Below are 22,798 nucleotides of genomic sequence, written 5' to 3'. Positions count from 1 at the left end.
GTACCGAATAACCACTATAGTATAAACAACATTAAATCCTTTTTCAAGGGCGAACCCTTATGCCGCGATACCGTAAACGTTTTCCAGCTCTGGCTAATCTTCCACGCCTGCAGCGACGAATTGCTTGAGAGATCGATAGGCTCCCTCATAGCGGAACCGCATGGTGTCCGTGATGCCGTAAAGCGGGCGGATTTCCTCCTCATTGCGAAAACCTTTCAGGCTCTCCGACACGATGTCATGCAGCGCTGCGGCCCATATATCGAGCGTGGCTTCTTCTTCGTCCAGCATGGAATGGTAGTCCTCCGTGCCGTAAATCGCCATGATGAACTGGGACCATAATTCCTGGGCAAAATAAAACAGCGTCGGCTCATGAACCTCGGTCTGATCCGCAACGCGCTCCAAAATCCTCGTAATCGCGTCCGGGAAGCCTCCCGGATCCAAGGGAACCGTATCGATCTCGATCTCGACGGCTTCCTGCCCGCGATGAAGGCTTACGTGCCCTTCCATCCCTCTTCTCCGGAGCGTTTGCAGCACCCGGAATTGCAGCAGGGGATGAAGCGGCGTATCATGCAGCCATTCGACCAGAATCGCGTCGATCTCCGGACGGTCCAGATAAGCGAGCTGTTCCAGCGCCAAAATGGTCTGCTCCGTCAGTGGCCCGGTCATGACCGAAGCCAGCAGCTTGTCGGCGTATCCGGCATCCTGGGCAACCTTGTCCCTGACCATCTGTCTCGCCATCTCGGACTCGTCCGGATCATCCTCGTCAGCCTCAGCATCGAAATCGACCGAACGGGGCATGGCCTGTTCCGGAAATGCGGCTTCAAGCCATTCGAGGAGCGAGTTCCACTCTTCATAGTGCCGTTCGTTCTGTCCCCCGCACTTCAGCAGAAAACGCAGCACTTCCATCGCTTCACCGTAACGTTCGTTCTCGAGCATAACCGTAAGCTGAATCTGGTAATAATCCAGCGTCTTCGGAAACAGGATGATGTTCTTATCCTCTTGTTCTTGGGAGTAAGAGTCCTTGATAAGGACACCTCCTTTCTGGTCCTGTTTTTCGTATTCGTTGATTATAGCATATGTACTGCCAAGTTTAAAAAAGGGCGTAACAGCTTGCGTGCATCATGCCCTTGGCAACATAAAGACGGCGATCCCCAGTTTTTCGTGCGTATATTTTATCAATATAACCCGATATGATACTCGAATAATCTTGCAAATCCGAAAAACTTTATGTCATAAAATAATGATTGAATTTCTCCTGTGCATGTGATAATATATTTTTTGCTTGAAAAATTTCTATGTCCCAGTAGCTCAGCTGGATAGAGCAACGGCCTTCTAAGCCGTCGGTCAGGGGTTCGAATCCCTTCTGGGACGTAAAAGAAGACACCGTCATATGACGGTGTTTTTTTATGTCCCGTGAGGATGAGAACCCCTAGAAGGGGTTCGTCGGAGCCTACGCTTCGGGAGGATTGCTTCGCAGTCGGCCCGAAGGGCCGTATCCCTTCTGGGACGTAAAAGAAGACACCGTCACATGACGGTGTTTTTTTATGTCCCGTGAGGATGAGAATCCCTAGAAGGGGGTTCGTCGGAGCCTACGCTTCGGGAGGATTACTTCGCAGTCGGCCCGAAGGGCCGTATCCCTTCTGATGCACTATCGACATTATTCTACATATGAACGCCATGGCCGATTCCAATACGACGTACACCCTAACACGACTTTGGCGGACCGTAGGTTCGTTATTTCATCAAAAACGGCCCGATTTAGAAATTAGCGGACACCACAGCCGTTATTTAGCTAATTCACAGTCAAATTACCCTCATTTTTCATGAATAACGGACTTCTGGTCCGCTAGCATACCTGTATGAGGGTTTTACCCTCAATTAACGGCCCCTGGGTCCGTTAAGGCAGCGCAGCACGGTGCATCACACCCCATCCCATGACTCCCTCCACATTCCGCGAACACTCCGGATCCTCTACCTCCAAGCACTAACCCGCTCCGATTTCTTCACGAACATGGAGGACAAAGCCCGCGTTCGCGCGGTCAGGAGCATTTTTCTGCCTTCCGGCGTACGGGTGTAGACCAGCTCGGCCGGACCGATATGCTTGCGCCACAGCCGAGCAAAGCGTTCCGCGTGCTCTTTTCGACGTCCGATTTCCTCCGGTACGGCATGATAATCCCGCCTGGTCGCAAACCGGCCGCGCGATTCGCGGTACAAAAGATAACGCGGGTTCTCGATCGGGTCCAGCACCTGCTGCAGCGAATTCAGGAAAAGCGTCTTCTCCTGGGTGGTTCCGTCTTTCAGCCAACACACGACGGCTCCTTCTTCCTCCTCCGCTCTCAACCGGTGAAGGCTTGGCTCGGTTTCGACCAGCTCCATATCGTATAACGCCGTATACACGACCAGAGCCACTTCTCGAATGCTCCGCTCCAGCGATTGATGACGCATTACCATTTTGACGGCTTTAAATATCCAAGGACTGGATAAGATCAAGGCAATGGCGACCGAGAATAGCAGGCTGAACCAAGCCGGCGCGTCCGATTGAAGCAAAACCGGCGACGTTAAGGTCTCGATGAAGGCGCCCAGCCCCAAACCAACGGCAAAAGCAAGCACGGCCCTTACCGTATGCGAGAAAATCAAAGGCTTAGGAATACGCTCCCGATCCACCGTCAGTTCCTCCGTCATGGAGCTGTGAAGGGCAATCGCCGAATTCCATCGCTCCTTCAAAAGATGCCGCTGCCTCGCCCGCTCCCATGTGTCGCGGTTATAGGCGCTGATGCTTTCTGCGGTTTGGTTTTTCCGAAGATCAAGTCCCATGCGCTCCATGCCCGACTCTATGGTTTGATGCGAGATCGATAGACCGACGAGAGATCGAAATCTGCGCGCAAGCGAGCTCAAATCCTCGCCCCCATCGATTTGGGCGGTATCGACGCATGCCAGATGCCAGATCGCTCCGGTCTTATCCGGGTTCCCGCGTTGGGCCCGAATCGCCCGTCCCCGCATCTGGTTGGACAGCATGAACGAGCCTACATACGATGCCATGATCAAGGAATTGATCCCGGGAGCATCCCATCCCTCGCCCAGGAGAGCCGCCGTACCGATCAGCACCTGAATTCCCCCCTCTGAAAACACCTCCGTTATAATAGCCACGATAGCCGAGCGATTTGCATCGCGAACATCCATCGTTACATAACGGCAGTCATGGGCAAGGGGACGTTCCGACAAGCGGAGGCCCCGTCGATCGGCGCAAGCCCTGGCCAAAGGCATAGCCGTCACCGGGAGCACCACAAAGGAGCCTGTCAAAATACCGATGGGCAACTCGCGATCGCCCCGTGACCAGCTTTTCTCCGCTAGCTGCCTGCGGATCAGCTCAAAAATCGGAACAACGCCGAGCCGATTCAGCGGCTTCTCGTCATCCGCATCCTTCGGCAGGTCCTCCTTGCGGATATAATCGGTCAAGATTACCATCCGCATGCTCTCCCCCAGCATGGAGCGCTCGAATTCAAGAATGCGGCCGATGCTGTGCAATTTCGAGACGCTCTGGACCAGCATTTTATCAATCGCAGGCGTCGATCTCATATACACCTTCCGCCGTTCAATCATCCCTAATCGGCTGAGCCTCTTCTGCAACGCCTTTAACTCCGGCAGTCCGCGATCAATATGGGCGTCTTTATACAGCATGCCGCCAAGGAGTTCCTGCAGCCACTCCTCCGTAAAGTCGGGCGCTTCCTTCTCTTCCATGCCGAGCAGCTTCACAGCCTCCTTCCAGATCGGCCGATTGGCCGCTCGCAGATAGAGCACCATGCTGGAGTAATACCCCGGGGAGGACAAAATGTCCTCCATGTACGCCTCGGACCGTGTTATCCAGGGGTGATGTACGATCAAATCCGCCAAAAACTCATCTCGGACCAACTCGTCTTTGACCTGTTGTGCCTGCATTCGAAATTCCCGCAGTTTAGCGGCCTCTTCATGAGTTGGCCTTGTCAGGCTGATATAATCCTGATGGGGACACAACTCCCCATGGCGAACCAGCTCGGGCACGCTGATCTCCTCGTCGATAGGGCCGCAAAGCTCGATATACCGCTGCCATTCCCTCGGATTGACATCGTATGGCGGAGTGGCCGTAAGCGCAATCTTGGTCGGCTCGTCCAGCATTTCGCACAGCTGCATGGCGCTTTGCCACCAAGACATTCGAAGATGATGCGCCTCGTCAAAAATAAGCGTATGATATCCCTGCTGCTTCAACAGATCCAGAGCTTCTTGAGCCTCGGTGCCGTCCGTGATATCGTCCTCGCGGTCAGCGTCCCTCCCGGCCGGTTCAGCCTCAGCGTCTTCCATGCCCGTATCCGAAAACTCCTGATTCTCATCACCGGTTTGGTCCGCTTGCACCATCCCCGCGATGACCTTCTTCTTCGCAGAAGTCGGCTGCCCTGCTGCACTAATCAGGCTGTGTAGGGCTTGGTAGGTCGTAATCGTTACCAATGCCGGTCGCTTGAGCGAGGTCGAGACCCACTCCGGCTGGACATCTTCGTCAAGAAACAGCTCCACCAGACGGCTTGCCCATTGCTGTTTAATGGTGATGGTGGGAGCCAATATAATCGTCGGCCGATTAATCCGAAGCATGACCTCCAATCCAAGAACGGTCTTCCCCGAACCGGGCGGCGCCACCAGATGCAATTGGCGATTCTTCAGATGATGGTCAAGCCCGTGGAGCACGCGCCTCTGATAGGAGCGCCAAGGATAGGGAAACGACAGGTTGCTCGGAAAAAACTTCATTGACTCCTCCAGTTTAGCTGCACTCCCTTTTTCATTGGATAGGTTAAAACATACCGTCTATCGATGTTTGTTCTTTCACCCAGAGATAGGCTGCTTTTCGAAAATACTATACTCGCGATTATCGTGGACTCGGCTGTGCCGATCCATGACATTACCGCAGCTGCATATGAATAAGCGGAAACGGCTTTCCGGAACCGTCGAGCTCCGAACGGCCGATCTGCACGAATCCGTATTTTTTATAAAAAGCGTGGGCCTTGGGGTTCTGTTCATTCACATCCACTTGAAGTCCGGGCCCCTTCAGCCGTTCGGCATGCCGGATCAATTTCGTTCCCGTCCCTTGGCCGTGGTGAAGGGGATCCACAAACAGCATCTCGATTTTGGAGCCGTCCAGTCCGATAAATCCAATCGCTTCCTGTTCCGTATTCAAGCACATCCATATCTCCACGGACCTCAGTGCCCCGCTTTGCATCATGCCATAATAGAACCGGATATCTTCCTCCGTCAAAAAATCGTGCGTTTGGGATACGGCACGAAGCCATAATTCCACCAGCTGATCATGGTAAGCTTCCGTATAAGCCGCGATATGATGTGTCATTTTTCATCCAGCCCTTTCCAAGTCGTTCAATCCTTTGAACATTCATGAGATCCTTCAAATTGCTCTATACTATTATAAAGGAATCCGGTACATTAATCAGAGACTTTATCTTGTCGAAAAGGAGAGGTACGCATGCCATTATGGCTTGTATACGCATTGCTGTCGGCAGTCACGGCGGCACTTGTGGCCATTTTCGGAAAAATAGGCCTGCAGAACATCGATGCCAATTCGGCAACAGCCATTCGCTCCGTCATTATGGCCCTGTTTCTGCTGGGGGTCGTAGCGGTTCAGGGGAAATTCTCGGAGCTCGGAGAAATTCTGGTTCAGAAAAAGGCACTCAGCTTTATAGTGCTCAGCGGCATCGCGGGCGCGTTGTCCTGGCTGTTTTATTTTCTGGCGTTAAAATACGGCAAAGTATCGCAGGTAGGTCCTATCGATAAATTGAGCGTGGTTATTGCCGTGATCCTGGCCTTTGTGTTTCTGGGTGAGAAGATCTCCTGGATTAACGCAGCCGGCGTTGCACTCATTGCCGTTGGCGCGCTTCTTGTTGCCGTTAAATAGTCCTCTGCATAAAACCGCTGACAAAGCGGCTTTTTGTTCCTCCTCTTATTAGTTAAACCTATCAGTGTTATCGAATTTATATATTTCTAATTATAAGCCGATCATGTCACAATGAGGATAAATCATGCGTGGAGGGGTGTTGTTATGTCAGAGCAAGTATGGAAACCTTACGATTACGATCGACAGCTATCGTTTGTATCTGCTTATGGAAAAGGAGCTGCAGAGCTGCTGGCGCCTCAACCCGGAGAACGGATTCTCGATCTCGGCTGCGGAACCGGCGACTTGACTCATGAAATATCCAAATCGGGCGCACATGTAACCGGCATGGATTATTCCAGCGAGATGATTGAGCGGGCCAAAAGCAAATATCCTGGACTTCCGTTTCTGACCGGGGATGGCGAGAACTTCGAAACCGAAACGCCATACGATGCCGTCTTCTCAAACGCGGCCTTGCACTGGATGAGGGATGCTGAAGGCGTGGTACGCTCCGTACATGGAGCCCTTAAGCCCGGCGGCCGATTCGTTGCCGAGTTCGGAGGCAAAGGGAATATTGACGGCATCTACCAAGCCTTGAAAACCGTGTTCGCCGATCATTATCGAATCGATGCGGACGCCCGGAATCCGTGGTATTTTCCTAGTCTTGGGCAGTATGCCAGCCTGCTTGAAGCCCAAGGGTTCCGCGTGCATCTCGCCCATCATTTCGACCGTCCCACGCGATTATCCGAAGGCAAGGACGGCATAAAGCATTGGCTGCTGCATTTTGGCGATTGCTTTTTTGCCGGATTCTCGGCTGAATCGAAGGAAGAAGCGATCGCTCGCATCAGCCTAGCTGCTCAATCGACGCTATGGCAAGAGGATGCTTTCTGCGCGGATTACCGGCGTCTGCGAGTATTTGCAGAAAAGATTTAGCCATTGGGGGGTTGCTTTTCTAAATAGAATGGTTATAATATGAAAAAACTTGAGAATATTATTTTCGTTGATTGGGAGAGTAACTGCACTGACTTTAGTCCAAGCGAGCCGGGAGGGTGGAAACCGGTACAAAGTCGGCCGTGAAGCGGACCCAGGAGATGGCCTTCCGAAGCAACATGCTGTAGGGAGCCCCGGCTTACGCCGTTATCGTATGAAGGTGGTTAGACCCTTGCGGGGTTTAACAACAAGAGTGGTACCGCGAGCACAAGTCCTCGTCTCTTTTGGAGATGAGGGCTTTTTTGGTTTTCCGAGTCGTTTTATTTTTTAAAGGGGGATTTACCGTGTTAAGTCATAAGATTATTTCGAGCCTTCAACAAGCCGTGAACCAGGTCTGCGAAGCTTACGGCACCAAACTGCCGGAGTCCACTCCGATCCGGATCGAGCAGCCTGCCAGCATGGAGCATGGGGATTACGCAACCAACGTTGCGATGCAGCTTGCGAAGGTGCTCCGCAAGGCTCCCCTGCAAATCGCCGAGCTGATCCAAGCCGAGCTGGAGCAGGACGCATCCTACAAACAGCTCGTCCGCTCGACTGAGATTGTCGCTCCGGGCTTTATGAATCTGCGCATCGATTGGGAGTATTGGGCGAGCCACCATTTTGAACTCCCCCCGGCAGCTAACGAAAAGATCGTCATTGAGCACACGTCCATCAACCCGAATAAGTCCGCCCATATCGGGCATCTTCGAAATTCCTGTATCGGAGATACGCTCGTGAGATTGATGAGGAAGCTGGGTTACGAGGTCGAGGTGCATAATTATATCGACGACCTGGGCAATCAGCTGGCGGATACGGTGGTCGGCTTGCTCCACACGCCGCTGACGAAGGAGCATGCCCGGTTCGGCGATTACTGCTGGGACGTGTATTCAAGCACCAATAAAGCCTACGAAAGGGAGCCGGGGCTGGTTCAGCATCGGACCGAGGTTCTGCATGCACTGGAAGAGGGCAATCAGAACCTTTCCTGGATTGGACTGCTTGTTGCCGAGCGAATCGTTAAGGAGCATCTTGAGGAGATGAAGCAGTTCGGCATTGAATACGATCTGCTTGTATGGGAGAGCAGCATTGTTAGGGAGGGATTCTGGGCGTCCGCGTTCGAGCTGTTGAAGAATACCCCGCTTTTCCATCAGGAAACCGAGGGTAAACTTGCAGGCTGCTGGGTGCTCAAGCAATCAGGAACCGAAGCCGGAGACGAGGCGGAGTCGGACCACAGCATCGATAAAGTGCTGGTGCGCTCCAATGGCATCCTGACTTACACCGCCAAGGACATCGCCTACCACTTGTGGAAATACGGCGTGCTTTCCAATGATTTTGTATATAAAAAATTCACCGACGAGGTTTGGACGACGAGCTCGCACGGCGAGGAGCGTTCTTACGGCAAAGCGGACATGGTCATCAACGTCATTGATTACAGGCAGCAGTACCCGCAGGCGATGGTGAAGCAGGCTTTGGAAGGCCTGGGCTTCCAACAAGAGGCTGAGAAGCTGCGCCATGTCAGTTACGGCGTCGTCTCGTTAAGCCCTTCCGCTGCAGCGGATCTCGGCATCGATACTTCCGACGGTAAGGCATCCTATGCGATGTCCGGACGTCAGGGAATCGGAATCAAAATCACCGAGCTTATTCATCAAGTAGCCAAGGTCATCGAGGACACCCGATCCGATAAAAACGGTTTGTCCAGCCATGCGATCGCAACCGCCTCCATCCGTTACTACCTGCTTCGCTTTGCACTGCAAACCGAGGTGGTGTTCGATCTGAAGCAGGCCACTGAAATATCGGGGAATACGGGGGTGTATTTGCTCTATTCCTACGCGCGTGCACTCAGCGTGCTTAATAAGGCTCAAGAAGCCGAGGTTACGCCGTCTGTGCCTGCCCGGTTCCCTGCCATGGAAAAAGCGGAACATGCGCTGCTGCGGCATATCAGCACCTGGGATGATACCTTATATGCCGCCGGACGGGATCTATCTCCTAGTGCCATCTGCAACTTCACCTATGAGCTGTGCTCCCTGTTCAACAATTTTTACTCGGCATGCCCGATTCTGAAGGCGAAGGAGGAAGTGCTCCAATTTCGCGTATGGCTCACTTCCTTATTCAAGAACACCCTTGGCGAAGCGCTGGAGGTGCTGGGTTTGCCTACTCCGAGCCGGATGTAAATTCACTCTGATGAATGAGCGGATCATGCCTAATAAAAAAGCCACCGTACTATTATGTTGATCAAGTACGGTGGCTATCTTATTTTATTGCAATCCTCTGACGGTCAATCTGACCTGAACGCCGTCTGACGCCGGCTCTTCCTGCAGGGTCCAGTTGACAGCCAGCGCTTCCTTCAAGCGAGCCAACTGCTCCTTCTGGAGCTTCAATCCTTCAATAATGCCCTCGCCCACGCTGAAATCGGATTCCGAGCTGATGCGGAAGGCTTCCTCCAGCCAGATCTTCAACCCGTTCCGGGTATTAAACGTAATTTGGTACCCCTCGCTAACGGCTTTCTCCAAATCTTCCCCATGCTCTTTTGCGTAAGAGAATAATTCCTCATAGTGAAAATGACCGTTATTGGCGATCTGGAATCTCTCTGCGTCTCCTGAGCGCACAGCCTCCAGCAGATCGGAAGAAGTCAGCCCCGATTTTCTGGCATGCTCCAATAGAATGGCGGTATTCTGTGATATTTTAGTAAGCTGCATGCTCGATGCCTCCTCGATAGGGTTCGTAAAATATTTTTTCTTCTATTATAAGACCAAATGGCTAGGATGTCAGACTCTTCTCAAGACATAAACTATATTCGCACCCGATGTATTCGCCAAACGGTTCAATCTGGGCATACCCCAGCTTCTTGTAAAAATGAACGGATTCCTTCTGCGGTTCGCCTGTTTCCAGGCGCGAGAAACGATAGCCCCGCGTCTTCGCTTGTTCTTCCAGAAAGAGCAGGATCCGGGAAGCTACTCCCCTATTTCGATACGGGACATTCACGAAAAACCGTTTAATTTCAACCGATTCTGCATCCAGCGGCCGGATGGCTCCGCAGCCGACAGGCTGGCCATCATGGTAAGCCACCACGAATAGCGTTTCGTTTACTTTGGGATCGGCCAGATCCAGCCCGAATATCCCTTCCGCCGGGTATAACGTCGATAAGTAATCGTCCAGCTTCGCGATGAGCTCCTGAAGATCCTTGTGAGTCTCTCTTACCAAAGTCATAGTGATGTCATTCATCCCATGTATCCCCTCCACTGTTTCTAATCGTGTCACGAATACCTTTCGTTTGCAAGAAAACCTTCAGGCCGACTGCGAAGTAATCCTAACGAAGCGTATGCGCAGGCGGACCCCCAATCGGGGTTCTCATCCTCACGGGACGTTTCGTCCCAGTCGGGATGCGGCCTTCCAGGCCGACTGCGATGTAATCCTAACGAAGCATAGCTCCGACGAACCCCAACTCGGGGTTCTCATCCTCACGGGACGTAAAAAACACCGTCATATGACGGTGTCTTTTTTTACGTCCCAGAAGGGATTCGAACCCCTGACCGACGGCTTAGAAGGCCGTTGCTCTATCCAGCTGAGCTACTGGGACATATATGTATGAAAATATTTTAAACAGTAACGAAGTATATTATATCGCATCTTTTGTTTTTTTCAAAGTACTTTTTTTCGGGTTGATCACCTGACCGAATCAGGAGCCTGCTTACTGGGTAAAATGTAAACATGAGAATGACTTCAGGAGCGTGATACCATGAGACAGCTTTTATCCTCTTTATCGTATTTCAGCATCTTCTTTGCACCGTTCATCCTCCCTGTCCTTGTATGGATTCTGTCTCCGGACGCCTATGTGGCCAAGCACGCACGCCGCGCCCTGTTCTCCCATCTGTTCCCCGTTATAGCAGCGATCCCGTTAATCTACATGGCCGTGACCTCGGGCTCCTTTGGTTCCGTCATCGGATACCTTATTCTGTTCGGCATCATTTATTTCGGGGCTTTTGTGTATAACGTGATCATGGGCATTCAGGTGCTGAGGGAGCACGCTTATTGAACTTACCCTATAAAAAAGGACCATGCGCTTACCGCATGGTCCTTTTCGCATTATTTGGTCGTAATCAATACCATTTTCTCATTGCCGTCCCATTTCACTTCACAGCCCAGCGCGGATGCCACGAAACGCAGCGGTACCATCGTGGTGCCCTTCACCATCCGTGGCGCCGAATCCAGCGTGACGGTCTTCCCGTTAACGACCGCTTGCTTGGAGCCCATCTTCAGCTTGATTTGGGTCGAGCCTTTGGAGGAGGATACGCTTTGCGTCTTTTGGTCCCATTTGACCGAAGCATCGAGGGATTCGAAGATCGGACGCATAGGCACAAGAACGCTTCCTCCGACCATCACCGGCGACTGCGCATAGGATTGGAGCTGGCCGTTGATTTTGATGCGGATCGGCGCTTCTCCGATTTCCCTGCCGGATTGGTCATAATATTTCAGCTTCACGCTTTTGACCCGAGTATCGTAATCAATGCGCAAGGTCGTCGTTTCATTGGCGGTCATGAACATGGAGTCCGTATCGGTTCCCAAGGAGCGTCCCTTCGCATCGTACGCCGTCGATTTCACGGTAATCCGTTGCGACACATCCCCGTTCTCCACGCCGATCGTAACGACAAGCTTGTTGTTGATGGTCGTTCTGCCCTCGGCTATGATTTTAGGCGTCTGGCTGTTGCCTGTCAGGAAAACCTTCAGGTCGCTGATGGCTTTGCCGCCTTCCAGCTCGGCCTGGAAATTCGCGATTTCGTTGGATGAAAGATATCCGGACGTCGTGTTGACCTCCAGAACCTTGCCGCCGGCGTTGCTGCCGACAACGATGACGCCGGCCTGCCCGCCTTTATTCCGGTTTTGAATCGAACCGGTAACGATAAGCTTTCCGTTCTCCAGGCGGCTGCCGGATTGCAGCAGCTTCACGGCATCTTCAACCGGATCAACGACCGATACCTTTACGCTCTTGATCAGCTTCGCTGCTTTAAGCTCTACGACGAAGGTGCCGACATCGCTGCCGCCAAAGTAGCTGTCCGCCGATGTCACTTCGACCGCTTTGCCGGAAGCATCATACCCTACGGCGAGCATACCCACATTGTGCCCGACCGTAGAATTCTGCACGACGCCAGAAACGTTGACCACGCCGTTGCTCGTATAGTATCCGGATGCCAGCAGCCGCGCCTGATCACCAGCCGGTCCTGCCGGGAGCACTTCCACCCGCTTGACGCTGCTGCCGCTGTCAAGATCCACTTCATATGTACCGATTTCGTCGCTCATCATATATTCGGAATCACCGACTGCCTCGAGCGCTTGGCCGTTTGCATCGTAACCGACAACATAGAATCCCGCTTCCGCTCCGGTTCCTCCGTTGCGAATGTCCGCCGTCACGCGCATCTTGCCGTTCACGAGCTCATGAGACGATTCAAGAACCGTAACGTTCTGCGTTGCTTCGGCGCTTGCCGGCATCTGCACGGATCCCAAGGTAAGCGACAACGCCAGGAATCCCGCTCCCCATAGCTTGACGATATGTTTATTCCATCTGCCCAATTCCAATCTCCCCTTGTCCATTATGTTAGTAGATGACACTAATCCAACATTATAGGGAGGATTCTCCAGTAATCATATAGAGGAAAAGCCCTATTTGTATCTATTTCGTAAACAAGGATACCGGATGGTCCATACTCCCTACCGCAGCGAAATCGAAATCGACAAGAAACCTATCTTTGTTCGACCTTTTTTGCAGAACTGCGTAAAAACCCCATGCAATCTTTCATAGATGAACCTGCACATGCAAAAAGAGATCTGCCGATGGTATCCGGTCAGATCTCTTCGTTCGTCAAAGCTCTAGAAATATTGAGGGCCTTCGCTGAGCCGCTGGTTCAGCTGCTCATATAGCTGGCCTGTCGAAAGCAGCTGCTGCTTGAATGCATCGCGGTCTTCCTCTGCCGTGGACTGAACGTTGTTCTCGAATGCTTCGTCCGTGGCATCCACAAAAGCATCATGCATGCTGTTGTCGAACCAGTCCACCTCCATGCTGGCGTTGCTGCGGACAATTTTCACCAGCTCGTAGCCTCCCAATGGGGAAGATGGCGTCAGATAAGCCAGCAATGCGCTTTCTCCTTCCGCGGCAGGATAGACTTCTACCTCTGCGCACGGGGCGCCGTTTACTTCCGTAATCCGGCGGATTTTTGCATCTCTGATTGCATACATCATACATTCTCCTTCATCAGGATGTACTGGGACAGCACGATCCTTCATATTTTCATGTCAAATCGGAGAGCAGCCGCAGCTCTTCCATTTGCTGGCGCGTAGCCGGCGTACCCAATTGATAAATGGTTCGATACACCTTGTCCAAGGAAGATTGAAACAGGGCGTTGGCGCTTTGTTGCGGCGTATCCGGCCAAGGAAACATGTAGCCTGTCGCTTCTTCGTCCTTCTCCTGCATCAAATCCAGCTCAATCCGAACTTGATCGGCCTCTTCCGGCGTTGCTTCGATCTCCCATTCATAAGCGCTCGCTCCCTGCTCGGTCAGCACGGACCGGCTCTGCACGGAAACATAATAGGTTGACTTCTCCATGGACGCATCTCTCCTTCTCTTTGATATTCGTCCTCTTCCTTAGTTTTCGTAAAAGGACAGACATTTTATGCCTTCCTTCGGCATATATCTGTATCACTTTGGCGACGTAGGATGAAAAAGAGTGGACAGCGTATGACAAAGACAAAGAGAGGATGAACCGTCATGTGCGGAATAACCGGTTTTATACAATGGAGCGGCGATTTGACGCAGGACTCGCAGCTGCTGGTAAAAATGACAGAAAGTTTGGCTCACCGCGGACCTGACGGATCCGGCACCTGGATTTCCAACCCGTGCGCATTCGGTCACCGAAGACTCAGCGTGATCGACCCCGAAAATGGCGCTCAGCCGATGATCATTCATCAGGAAGAGGAAGTCTATGCCATTGTATATAACGGGGAATTATATAATGCTGCGGAGCTTAAAGACGAATTGGTACGACGCGGTCATCGTTTCAATACGAAATGCGACACGGAAGTTTTGTTAGTCTCCTATATCGAATGGGGCCCCGAGTGTTTGGAGCGCCTCAATGGAATATTTGCTTTCGCTATTTGGGACAGCGTCCGGGAACAGGTATTTTTGGCTCGGGACCGGGTGGGAGTGAAACCCCTGTTCTACAGCTATATTGACGGAACGCTTGTATTCGGCTCGGAACCGAAAGCGTTGCTTCAGCATCCGAAGGTGGAGCCCGTCGTAGGGGCCGAAGGGCTTGCGGAAGTATTTATTATCGGCCCGGCGCGTACCCCTGGACATGGCGTCTACAAGGACATATCGGAGCTCCGGCCCGGCATGGCCATGATCTTTAACCGGGAAGGCTTGCGCAAGTATACTTATTGGAAGCTGGAAAGCAAACCCCACGAGGATGATGCCGACCAAACGGCAAGCTTCCTTCGCGATCTTCTCCGCGACACCGTGGAGCGTCAGCTGGTCTCCGACGTACCGGTCTGCTCCCTGTTATCCGGCGGGCTCGATTCCAGCGCGCTTTCCTCGCTGGCCGTCGATTACTACAAGCGGACGGGCCAAGGACAAGTGCACACCTACTCCGTGGATTATGTGGACAACAACAAACACTTTAAGTCCCATTCCTTCCAGCCGGGAGCGGATGCGCCATGGATTAAACGGATGCACGAGGAGCTGGGCACGAACCACCATTGGATCGAATTCGACACGCCCGAACTGGTAGAAGCGCTGGATGTCTCCACGCAAAAACGGGATCTTCCGGGCATGGCCGACGTGGATGCTTCCTTGCTTCTCTTCTGCCGCGAGATTAAAAAAGGCGCAACCGTCGCAATATCCGGTGAAGCCGCTGATGAAATATTCGGCGGTTACCCTTGGTTCCACCGGGAAGAAATGCTCAATTCCGGTACCTTTCCGTGGTCCGTCGCGCCGGATATGAGAGCCGGGCTGCTGTCTGCCGAAATCCGGGACTGGATCAAGCCGCTGGAATACCTCGGGGACCGCTACTCCGATGCGGTAGCCGAAGTGCCTAAGCTGGACGGGGAGACCGGGCAGCAGGCCAAAATGCGGATCATGTCTTACCTCAATATCACCCGCTTCATGCCAACCCTGCTTGACCGCAAGGACCGGATGAGCATGGGCGTTGGACTGGAAGTCCGGGTACCCTATACCGATCACCGCCTAATCGATTACGTGTGGAACATCCCTTGGAGCATCAAAACGACAGGAGACCGGGAGAAGGGCATTCTGCGCAAGGCCCTTGAAGGCGTGCTGCCGGATGACGTCCTGTACCGCAAAAAAAGCCCGTATCCGAAAACCCATAATCCGAACTATCTGGCGGCCGTCAAAGCGCAGGTGCTGTCCATTCTGGATGATTCTTCTTCGCCGCTCCTGCCGCTCATCGATACCGCCCGGATCCGGGAGCTGGCATCTTCGCCGGATGCTTCCTCCAATCTGCCTTGGTTCGGCCAATTGATGTCAGGTCCGCAGCTGTTTGCCTACCTGGCCCAGGTTCATTTCTGGCTCAAAGAATATAACGTATCCATCCGTTAAGTCCTTATGGACTGCGACAAATCAAAAAAAACCATACCGGCACATGCCGGTATGGTTTTTTCGCGAATGGTATATCAATTAAGCGCCTGCAGGTCCGCTACAAGCTTTCGCAGCGCTTTTCCCCTGTGGCTGATCTCCTGCTTCTCCTCCAGGGAAAGCTCGGCCATCGTCTTCTCATGGCTTGGCAAATAGAAGAGCGGGTCATACCCAAAACCACCCGCTCCGGCAGGATCCGAAGTGATCCAGCCTTCAACGTTCCCCTCCGCCTCGAGCTTTTCTCCCGAGACCGGATCATACAGCACCAGAACGCAGACGAACCGGGCCGGACTTAGCAGGGGCTGCTCGGTGTCCTCGCCGAGCCTTAACCGTTCGAGCTCGCCGAGCAGCTTCTCGTTATTGTCCTCGTCCGCGCCATGCTCACCCGCATACCTGGCGGAATAAACGCCGGGCGCGCCGTTCAGCGCATCCACGCACAATCCGGAATCATCGGCCAGCACAGGCAATCCCAGTGCGTCGCCGACTTCCTTGGCTTTTTTGAATGCATTGGCTGCGAAGGTTGCTCCATCCTCAACGACGTCAGGCAGATCAGGGTAATCGTACATGCTCTTTACATCCGTGCCGAAAGCAGCAAAAGCATGCGCGAATTCCTTGACTTTCCCCTGATTGCGTGTAGCTACAATGAGTGTATCTCCAAGTGTCAGTTTCATGGGATCAGACTCCGGTGCTCGCATTCACGGAACCGATCTTGGCCGCAATCGGGCCAAGCGCCTCCTGCTGACGCTCGATAAGCTCGCGGATTCCCTGTTCTCCCAGCTCCAGGATCTGATCCAGCTCCTCGCGGGAAAACGGGCTCTCTTCGCCGGTTCCCTGAACCTCAACGAATTTGCCGCTTCCGGTCATGACCAGGTTCATGTCCACCTTTGCCTTGGAATCCTCTTCATAGTTCAGATCCAGCAGCGCCTGTCCGCCGGCAATGCCCACGCTAATGGATGCCAGGTAGTCCGTGATCGGGAATACCGCTAATTTATGTTGTTCTGCAATTTTATTTACAGCTATGGCTAAAGCTACAAATGCTCCTGTAATGGAGGTGGTCCGCGTTCCGCCATCCGCCTGGATTACATCGCAGTCCAGCGTAATCGTCCGCTCGCCAAGAGCATGCAGATTCACAACAGACCTGAGCGCTCTGCCGATCAGCCGCTGAATTTCCATCGTCCGGCCACTGAGTTTACCGCGATTGGCTTCCCGTTGGTTGCGGGATTGTGTTGCGCGCGGCAGCATTGAATATTCAGCCGTCACCCAGCCCTTTCCTTGTCCTTTCAGAAACGGGGGAACTTTCTCGTCCACGGTTGCCGTAATCAGCACCTTGGTGTCTCCCATCTCGATGTACACGGAGCCTTCCGCATATTTATTCACATGGGTCGATAAATTCATCGGTCGGAGCTCATCGCTCTTACGTCCGTTAGATCTCATGTTTTCTGCCTCCTACTTCTTATCGCAATCCTGATTAGCATTCCCTATTCTACCAAAGTGCAGGCACAAAAGCACCTTTTGCGGGGGAAATTTCCCAAAGCTGGCGGAGAATCGGTCAGATCGAGATTTCGTTGATGAACTCCGGACGGCTGACGGGCTCGCTATAATTTCGGCTATCCGTTCCAACCACCTCCGTGAGATCGTTCATCCGGATTTTCACTTTGGCATCATCCGCATTCTCGGCTACGGTAAGCACGACGGCCTGCAGCAGCTCGGTCGGAACCTGCTCTCCCTGTTCAAACATGCTGTCCTGAAGCGATACGGTTACGGCTCCGTCCTCCCCTTTTTCAACCGCCGCAACGGTGGTGTCATCCGGGATGACCTCAACCAGTCCGTCGCCATACTGCGGTCCGCGAATCAGCTCGTTTAAGGCCGCCTTCACCGCGTCTTGTCCGGTTGGAACAAGTCTTGTGACCGGCACGTAGTACTGAATGCCTTCCGGCGTCACCGACGAGAAATAGACCGTGACCGGTGAAGAGTTCGTGTACAAGGCATCATCCGCTTTTTGAAGATTGATTCCCATCGAACGTGAAAGCGGACGGTCCAGCGGCGTGTGATTGACCGGCATTTCCGTCAGTTTGACGCCGTCCACCCATACCTGCATCTGCTCGATGCCTTCATGTCCTGTCAGCGTCCACGTCAACGCCTCCAGGATTCTCCGTTCATCTGCCGCTTTATATTCCGCAAATGATTTATTGAATTCGACGACCGCCAATTTGCTCTCCGGATCGACTGTCACGTTATGGACCTGCGTACCGGCAGGCAATACCGCCTGAAAGCCCTGTGGAACATAGCCCGCGTAACGGCCTCCGTTCACTAGCACTTCAAGGGATTCCTTCACCACGCTGGCGCCCTCCACCTTCGGAATGCCCAAGGTTACAGGTGCCAGCATCCCCCGTGCATCCGCAAGATATACCGTTGTCTGCATGCCGATGTCTCCTTGAGCCGCCGTGGATCCGGCCGTGTTCAGCATCTGCTTCTCCACTTGCGCAGGCGGCGGGTCAATCGCTTCCGATTGCTTCCCGGATAACATGCCGCAGCCGGACATCACGATCGGAACAGCAAGCAGCCCGGCGGCGGAAAGCCTGCGAAGAGTACGTGGATTACGTTTCATGTATTGTTCCTCCCTAACATTTTTTTGTACAGGTTGTACTCCTATGTATACGAGCCCTTTCCAAAAAAATAACTCTCAGTTTTGCCCTTTCTGGACAAAGGGGTGCGGAAAAAGTACAATCGTCGTAAGCATCTTCATCAACCACGAAAATGAGGTGAGTTCCATCATGGCAGAAAACGATTCAAACATTCCATACAGCCTGAACAGCAAGAAGGTAGCGGAAGCGACACGGAGCCTGCTGCATAAGCGTGGAATCAAGTTGGAGGAAATCGCGGAGCTGGTGATGATCCTTCAGAAAAAATACTACCCGAATTTGACGATGGAAGAGTGCATCGAGAACGTGGATGCCGTACTCAGCAAACGTGAAGTGCAAAACGCGGTGTTAACCGGCATTCAATTGGACATTTTAGCCGAGGAAGGCAACCTTATATCCCCGCTTCAAGAAATGCTCGCCAATGACGAAGGGTTATACGGCGTGGATGAAGTCCTGGCATTTTCCATCGTTAACGTGTACGGAAGCATCGGCTTCACCAATTACGGGTATATCGACAAACTCAAACCCGGCATTCTTGAGCAATTGAATGATAAATCAAGCGGCCGCGTACATACCTTTCTCGACGACATCGTCGGCGCGGTTGCCGCAGCCGCCAGCAGCCGGATCGCCCATCGCAAGCAAGCGGACCGGGAGATCGAGCTGTACGGTACGACCGAAGAGCTTCCAAAAGAATAAAACCACTTCAAAAAGGGAGATTCGCTCAGCGTGCGAATCTCCCTTTTCCAGCCTGCCGGAAGATTGCGGCTTATCCGCAACTAGCGACCTACCGCAGGGCTGATTTCAAAGAATCATAGACGATAGCAGGTAGAAACGCAGCCGGGATTCGGACCCGAAAGCTGAGTTTCTTCCTTTATAAGAAGGCTGGTCACCGCATGAAAAATCGGGCGGCCCCTTCACATCAATCGGTAAATCTATCTATTCATTTTTACGAGTCTCGATCATATGTTATGTTGAAGCACAATCCAATAGAGGACCTATGGAAAGCCCCGCCATTTCTATGGCGGGGTTCCTTTTTGAGCATCGATATCGTTGACTATCCCTTCAGGCCAACCTTCACAGGCGAAACATTCCAGATGTCGGAGGCATAGCGGTGAATCGTATTATCGCTCGAGAAATGTCCCGAGTGCGCGATATTGACGATCGACTTCTCGGTCCAGGACCGGGCATTCAAATAAGCATCATCAATGGCCGACTGGGTTGCGACATAACTGGCAAAGTCCTCTAACACAAAAAACTCGTCATTATGGTCCAGCAGGGACTGCAGGATCTGCCCGAACTCCAGCTCGTGGCAGCAGAACGGGCCCGAGGAAATCAACTGATTCAGCACGCGGGCGATTCTCGGATCCTGCTCATACCGCTCCCTGGATACATAAGCCCCCGTCCTGTAATACGCTAACACGTCCTCCAGCTCCAATCCGAAGAGGAACATATTCTCTCTGCCGAGCAGCTCGAACATTTCCACGTTAGCCCCATCCAGCGTTCCGATGGTCAACGCGCCGTTCATCATGAACTTCATGTTTCCCGTGCCGGAGGCTTCCTTGCCGGCCGTGGAAATCTGCTCGCTTACATCGGCTGCCGGAATAATCTTCTCCGCGAGTGAGACCGAATAATTTTCAAGAAACAGCACCTGCAGTTTGTCATTGACCTGCGGATCCTTATTCACGACATTCGCAACGACGTTAATGAGTTTGATGATGCTTTTGGCCAGATAGTAACCCGGCGCTGCCTTGGCGCCAAAAAAGACGGTACGGGGAACGCGCTCCATGCCCGGCTGATCCTTAATCTCATTATACACATGCATGACGCGTAAAATATTCAGCAATTGCCGCTTATAGCCGTGCAGCCGCTTCACGTGCACATCGAATATGGAATCGGGATTGACCGCGATCCCTTGTTTATTCGCGATATAATCGGCAAGCCGCTCTTTATTGCTCCGTTTGATCCGCTGAATGCCCTGCTGGAAGGCGGAGTCGTTCTTCAGTCCCTTGAGCTGAATTAACCGACGCGGATCCGTAATCCATGAATCGCCGATACCATCGCAGATCCATTGACTCAGGCCGGGGTTGCTGTGCATCAGCCAGCGCCGGTGGGTAATCCCGTTCGTTTTGTTGCTGAAACGCTCCGGATACAGCTCATAGAATGGTTTCATGACCTGCGTCTTCAGCAGCTCCGTGTGCAGCGCGGCCACGCCGTTCACGTGATAGCTGCCCACGATCGCCAAATTGGCCATGCGGATCTGGTCGCTTTCCAAGATGGCGAGCTGGGAGATGCGCTCATGATCGCCAGGATAACGGTCCAGCAGCATGCCGCAGAAGCGCTTGTTGATCTCTTCGATGATCATGTAAATGCGCGGCAGCAGCTCACGGACCATGCCGGCAGGCCATTTCTCCAACGCTTCGCTAAGCAGCGTATGGTTCGTATACGATACGGTCCGGCTCGTGATGTCCCACGCCTCATCCCAGCCGAAGCCTTTGTCGTCGATCAGAATTCGCATCAGCTCCGGAATCACCAAGGTCGGGTGGGTATCATTGATATGAATGGCAACATGTTCGGGAAGCTCATGATAGGTTTTGCCCAGCTTGTCGAACGTTCTAAGAATGCTCTGAACGCCGGCCGAACAGAGGAAGTACTGCTGCTTGAGGCGAAGGAGCTTGCCTTCGTATGCCGAATCATCCGGGTACAAAAACTCCGATATCGATTCGACCGAACGGTTGTATTCCAAAAATTTATAATAGCTGTTATGATGATGGGTCGAACGGATTCTGGATATATCCGAGGCGGACTCGGCGCTCCACAGCCGCAGCGTGTTCACCTGCCCCTCGCCGTAACCGATGACCGGCACGTCATAAGGCACGGCCAGGACCCGTTCGTAGTCCGCCGTGCGAAACACGGTCCGCCCCTCCTGCACGTCCACCTCCACGCGGCCCCAGAAGCGAACTTCCACCGCCTTGTCTGCCCGACGTTCTTCCCAGACGTTCCCCCGCTGGAGCCAGTTGTCGGGCAGCTCCACTTGATGGCCGTCGATGATCTTCTGTTCGAACAGGCCGTACTTATACCGGATGCCGCAGCCATGGCCTGCATAGCTAAGCGATGCCAACGAATCGAGAAAACACGCCGCAAGGCGTCCGAGCCCCCCGTTGCCTAGGCCCGCGTCCGGCTCCTGCTCCTCGATCTCATTCAAATTCCATCCCAGTTCCATAAGGCCGCTGCGGACCATATCCAGCACGCCCAGGTTCAGCAGATTGTTGCCCATCAGCCGGCCGATCAAAAATTCCAGAGAGAAATAATACACCTGCTTCTGCCCGGTATCCCGGTATATCCGGTTGGCATCGGCCCATTCCCGTCCGACATATTCTCGGATCATGCCGCCGATGATTTTGTAAACATCCTCAGCCGTTGCTTCCTCAAGTCCCTTCCCCAACCGACTCACCAATTGCTCCGTAAAGACCTGCTTGAATGTTTCCTTGTTGTTAAACAAAAGAAAGTTCCTCCTGACGGATCGTTTTATTTTAGAATCAGATCGAAATGTCCTTGGCAATGACAAAAGGTTTGCGAAAATCGCCTTGGAGCTTATGGTCGCGAGAGATGATCACATCTTTATCGAGTATGACGTTCTCGAGCCTTACGTTTTCGCCGATGACGCATTTTTGCATAATGATGGAGTTATGGATGCTTGCGCCCCGCTTCACCTGTACCCCGCGGAACAGAATGCTGTTCTTCACTTCCCCGTCGATCTGGCAGCCGTTGGCGACCAGCGCATTGCTTACATCGGCCGAATTCAGGTATTTGGCGGGAACCTCGTACTTGATCTTGGTGTGGACCGCCTGCTTGCGGAACAAGCTGTTATACGCCTTCGGATTCAGGAGGTTCATGCTCGTGCGGTAATAACTTTCCAGGGAGTTGATCACTGCGTGATATCCGAGGTATTCATATCCCGCAATGTTCAGCTTGTGCCGGTTTTGCATGATCGCGTCCCGAAAAAAGTTGTTGCCGCCATGGGCGATGCAATGATCGGCCATCTCGAGAAAGCGCGATTTCTCCATCACGAACATTTCCATATATACCGCATCATGCTTGTGTTCATAATGAATGTCCGTGACCATGCCGTCCTCGTCAACTTCCAGGCGGGCGCAGGAACGATGCTCCTCCCTCGGTGCATTCACCCTGGTATACACGAGCGTTACGTCAGCGCCTTGCTCCAGATGGTACTCGTACACCTCGTTCAAATCCACCGTGCTGATATGCTGGCTGCCGGAATGCACGATAAACTTCGCCGCCCCCCGCTCAAAAAAATCGAGATTGTTATAAATATGCCGCAGCTCGCCGGCGGACACATCCGTTTCATCGTTCCAATCCGGCGGAAGAATGAACAGGCCGCCCCGTTTGCGATGCATATCCCACGGCCGGCCTTCGCCCAGATGATCCATCAAGGAGCGGTACTTCCTGCGAACGAACAGGGCGATATCCTCAATGCCCGCGTGCATCATATTGGACATCACAAAGTCGATCAGACGGTACCTTCCCGCGAAAGGGACGGCGGCCCCGCACCGGTAATACGTCAATTCACTCAGCACATCCCGTTCATGCTCCAAATTTATAATACCCATGAGTTCTCTCATCTGCGCA

The 22,798-nt window shown here is 52.9% G+C and carries 19 protein-coding genes, 2 tRNA genes and 1 other annotated feature; of the genes, 7 read left to right on the top strand and 14 right to left on the bottom strand.

What is annotated here, in order from left to right:
* Nucleotides 1–93: 93 nt before the first annotated feature.
* Nucleotides 94–936 carry a hypothetical protein gene (locus tag AC3RCL_RS07490; protein WP_192569334.1) on the bottom strand — a complete coding sequence of 281 codons (843 nt, stop codon included), beginning with the start codon at nucleotides 934–936 and terminating at the stop codon, nucleotides 94–96.
* Between the two features lie 361 nt (nucleotides 937–1,297).
* On the opposite strand from AC3RCL_RS07490, the gene AC3RCL_RS07485 reads away from it, so the two are divergent.
* A tRNA-Arg gene (locus tag AC3RCL_RS07485) sits at nucleotides 1,298–1,371 on the top strand.
* Nucleotides 1,372–1,971: 600 nt separating this feature from the next.
* Here AC3RCL_RS07485 and AC3RCL_RS07480 read toward each other — a convergent pair.
* Together AC3RCL_RS07480 and AC3RCL_RS07475 are read right to left on the bottom strand one after the other, a co-directional pair.
* The gene (locus AC3RCL_RS07480) at nucleotides 1,972–4,773 is read right to left on the bottom strand and encodes a DEAD/DEAH box helicase family protein (protein ID WP_492535081.1); all 2,802 of its coding nucleotides are present in this window, start codon (nucleotides 4,771–4,773) and stop codon (nucleotides 1,972–1,974) included.
* Between the two features lie 151 nt (nucleotides 4,774–4,924).
* On the bottom strand, nucleotides 4,925–5,368 hold the full coding sequence (locus tag AC3RCL_RS07475; RefSeq protein WP_090910458.1) for a GNAT family N-acetyltransferase: 444 nt from the start codon (nucleotides 5,366–5,368) through the stop codon (nucleotides 4,925–4,927).
* Nucleotides 5,369–5,500: 132 nt separating this feature from the next.
* Between AC3RCL_RS07475 and AC3RCL_RS07470 the strand changes: the two genes are divergently transcribed.
* The 3 genes from AC3RCL_RS07470 to AC3RCL_RS07460 all read left to right on the top strand — a co-directional run bounded on the left by AC3RCL_RS07470 (nucleotide 5,501) and on the right by AC3RCL_RS07460 (nucleotide 9,042).
* Nucleotides 5,501–5,929: an EamA family transporter gene (locus tag AC3RCL_RS07470; protein WP_015733993.1), complete on the top strand. Its 429-nt coding sequence runs from the start codon at nucleotides 5,501–5,503 to the stop codon at nucleotides 5,927–5,929.
* 144 nt (nucleotides 5,930–6,073) lie between these two features.
* A complete protein-coding gene (locus AC3RCL_RS07465; RefSeq protein ID WP_492535080.1) occupies nucleotides 6,074–6,838 on the top strand; it encodes a class I SAM-dependent methyltransferase in 765 nt (254 codons plus the stop codon).
* A gap of 58 nt (nucleotides 6,839–6,896) precedes the next feature.
* Nucleotides 6,897–7,121, top strand: a binding site (T-box leader).
* A 58-nt stretch (nucleotides 7,122–7,179) separates the two neighbouring features.
* Nucleotides 7,180–9,042: an arginine--tRNA ligase gene (locus AC3RCL_RS07460; protein WP_492535078.1), complete on the top strand. Its 1,863-nt coding sequence runs from the start codon at nucleotides 7,180–7,182 to the stop codon at nucleotides 9,040–9,042.
* Nucleotides 9,043–9,126: 84 nt separating this feature from the next.
* On the opposite strand, the gene AC3RCL_RS07455 is transcribed toward AC3RCL_RS07460, so the two are convergent.
* The 3 genes from AC3RCL_RS07455 to AC3RCL_RS07445 all read right to left on the bottom strand — a co-directional run bounded on the left by AC3RCL_RS07455 (nucleotide 9,127) and on the right by AC3RCL_RS07445 (nucleotide 10,448).
* Complete coding sequence (locus tag AC3RCL_RS07455; RefSeq protein WP_096775385.1) at nucleotides 9,127–9,567, bottom strand: hypothetical protein; 441 nt, start codon at nucleotides 9,565–9,567, stop codon at nucleotides 9,127–9,129.
* A 61-nt stretch (nucleotides 9,568–9,628) separates the two neighbouring features.
* The gene (locus AC3RCL_RS07450; RefSeq protein ID WP_492535077.1) at nucleotides 9,629–10,093 is read right to left on the bottom strand and encodes a GNAT family N-acetyltransferase; all 465 of its coding nucleotides are present in this window, start codon (nucleotides 10,091–10,093) and stop codon (nucleotides 9,629–9,631) included.
* A gap of 281 nt (nucleotides 10,094–10,374) precedes the next feature.
* A tRNA-Arg gene (locus tag AC3RCL_RS07445) sits at nucleotides 10,375–10,448 on the bottom strand.
* 159 nt (nucleotides 10,449–10,607) lie between these two features.
* On the opposite strand from AC3RCL_RS07445, the gene AC3RCL_RS07440 reads away from it, so the two are divergent.
* On the top strand, nucleotides 10,608–10,904 hold the full coding sequence (locus AC3RCL_RS07440) for a magnetosome magnetite crystal formation protein family (protein WP_015733988.1): 297 nt from the start codon (nucleotides 10,608–10,610) through the stop codon (nucleotides 10,902–10,904).
* A gap of 50 nt (nucleotides 10,905–10,954) precedes the next feature.
* On the opposite strand, the gene AC3RCL_RS07435 is transcribed toward AC3RCL_RS07440, so the two are convergent.
* The 3 genes from AC3RCL_RS07435 to AC3RCL_RS07425 all read right to left on the bottom strand — a co-directional run bounded on the left by AC3RCL_RS07435 (nucleotide 10,955) and on the right by AC3RCL_RS07425 (nucleotide 13,466).
* A complete protein-coding gene (locus AC3RCL_RS07435; RefSeq protein ID WP_277748290.1) occupies nucleotides 10,955–12,436 on the bottom strand; it encodes a copper amine oxidase N-terminal domain-containing protein in 1,482 nt (493 codons plus the stop codon).
* 297 nt (nucleotides 12,437–12,733) lie between these two features.
* Nucleotides 12,734–13,099 carry a hypothetical protein gene (locus AC3RCL_RS07430; RefSeq protein WP_036662602.1) on the bottom strand — a complete coding sequence of 122 codons (366 nt, stop codon included), beginning with the start codon at nucleotides 13,097–13,099 and terminating at the stop codon, nucleotides 12,734–12,736.
* A 52-nt stretch (nucleotides 13,100–13,151) separates the two neighbouring features.
* The gene (locus AC3RCL_RS07425; RefSeq protein WP_090910465.1) at nucleotides 13,152–13,466 is read right to left on the bottom strand and encodes a hypothetical protein; all 315 of its coding nucleotides are present in this window, start codon (nucleotides 13,464–13,466) and stop codon (nucleotides 13,152–13,154) included.
* A 162-nt stretch (nucleotides 13,467–13,628) separates the two neighbouring features.
* On the opposite strand from AC3RCL_RS07425, the gene asnB reads away from it, so the two are divergent.
* Nucleotides 13,629–15,473, top strand: coding sequence for an asparagine synthase (glutamine-hydrolyzing) (gene asnB / locus AC3RCL_RS07420; RefSeq protein WP_096775381.1), 1,845 nt, complete (start codon nucleotides 13,629–13,631; stop codon nucleotides 15,471–15,473).
* A gap of 74 nt (nucleotides 15,474–15,547) precedes the next feature.
* Here the strand turns inward: asnB and AC3RCL_RS07415 are convergent, their stop codons facing one another.
* From AC3RCL_RS07415 to AC3RCL_RS07405, 3 genes are all read right to left on the bottom strand, one after another.
* Nucleotides 15,548–16,180: an XTP/dITP diphosphatase gene (locus AC3RCL_RS07415; RefSeq protein ID WP_015733983.1), complete on the bottom strand. Its 633-nt coding sequence runs from the start codon at nucleotides 16,178–16,180 to the stop codon at nucleotides 15,548–15,550.
* A gap of 4 nt (nucleotides 16,181–16,184) precedes the next feature.
* Nucleotides 16,185–16,943, bottom strand: a complete 759-nt coding sequence (gene rph / locus AC3RCL_RS07410) for a ribonuclease PH (protein ID WP_015733982.1) — start codon at nucleotides 16,941–16,943, stop codon at nucleotides 16,185–16,187.
* Between the two features lie 115 nt (nucleotides 16,944–17,058).
* Nucleotides 17,059–18,117: a GerMN domain-containing protein gene (locus AC3RCL_RS07405; RefSeq protein ID WP_096775379.1), complete on the bottom strand. Its 1,059-nt coding sequence runs from the start codon at nucleotides 18,115–18,117 to the stop codon at nucleotides 17,059–17,061.
* A gap of 166 nt (nucleotides 18,118–18,283) precedes the next feature.
* Here AC3RCL_RS07405 and AC3RCL_RS07400 point away from each other — a divergent pair, with 166 nt between their 5' ends.
* Nucleotides 18,284–18,847, top strand: a complete 564-nt coding sequence (locus AC3RCL_RS07400; RefSeq protein WP_015733980.1) for a phosphatidylglycerophosphatase A family protein — start codon at nucleotides 18,284–18,286, stop codon at nucleotides 18,845–18,847.
* Nucleotides 18,848–19,205: 358 nt separating this feature from the next.
* On the opposite strand, the gene AC3RCL_RS07395 is transcribed toward AC3RCL_RS07400, so the two are convergent.
* Together AC3RCL_RS07395 and glgD are read right to left on the bottom strand one after the other, a co-directional pair.
* Complete coding sequence (locus AC3RCL_RS07395) at nucleotides 19,206–21,650, bottom strand: glycogen/starch/alpha-glucan phosphorylase (RefSeq protein ID WP_492535073.1); 2,445 nt, start codon at nucleotides 21,648–21,650, stop codon at nucleotides 19,206–19,208.
* A 37-nt stretch (nucleotides 21,651–21,687) separates the two neighbouring features.
* Nucleotides 21,688–22,791, bottom strand: a complete 1,104-nt coding sequence (gene glgD / locus AC3RCL_RS07390; RefSeq protein ID WP_090910469.1) for a glucose-1-phosphate adenylyltransferase subunit GlgD — start codon at nucleotides 22,789–22,791, stop codon at nucleotides 21,688–21,690.
* Nucleotides 22,792–22,798: the final 7 nt, after the last annotated feature.

The sequence above is a fragment of the Paenibacillus sp. MT86 genome, assembly GCF_058792535.1.
The sequence above is the reverse complement of the archived record's forward strand: the minus strand, read 5'-3'. Positions and strand labels throughout refer to the sequence as shown.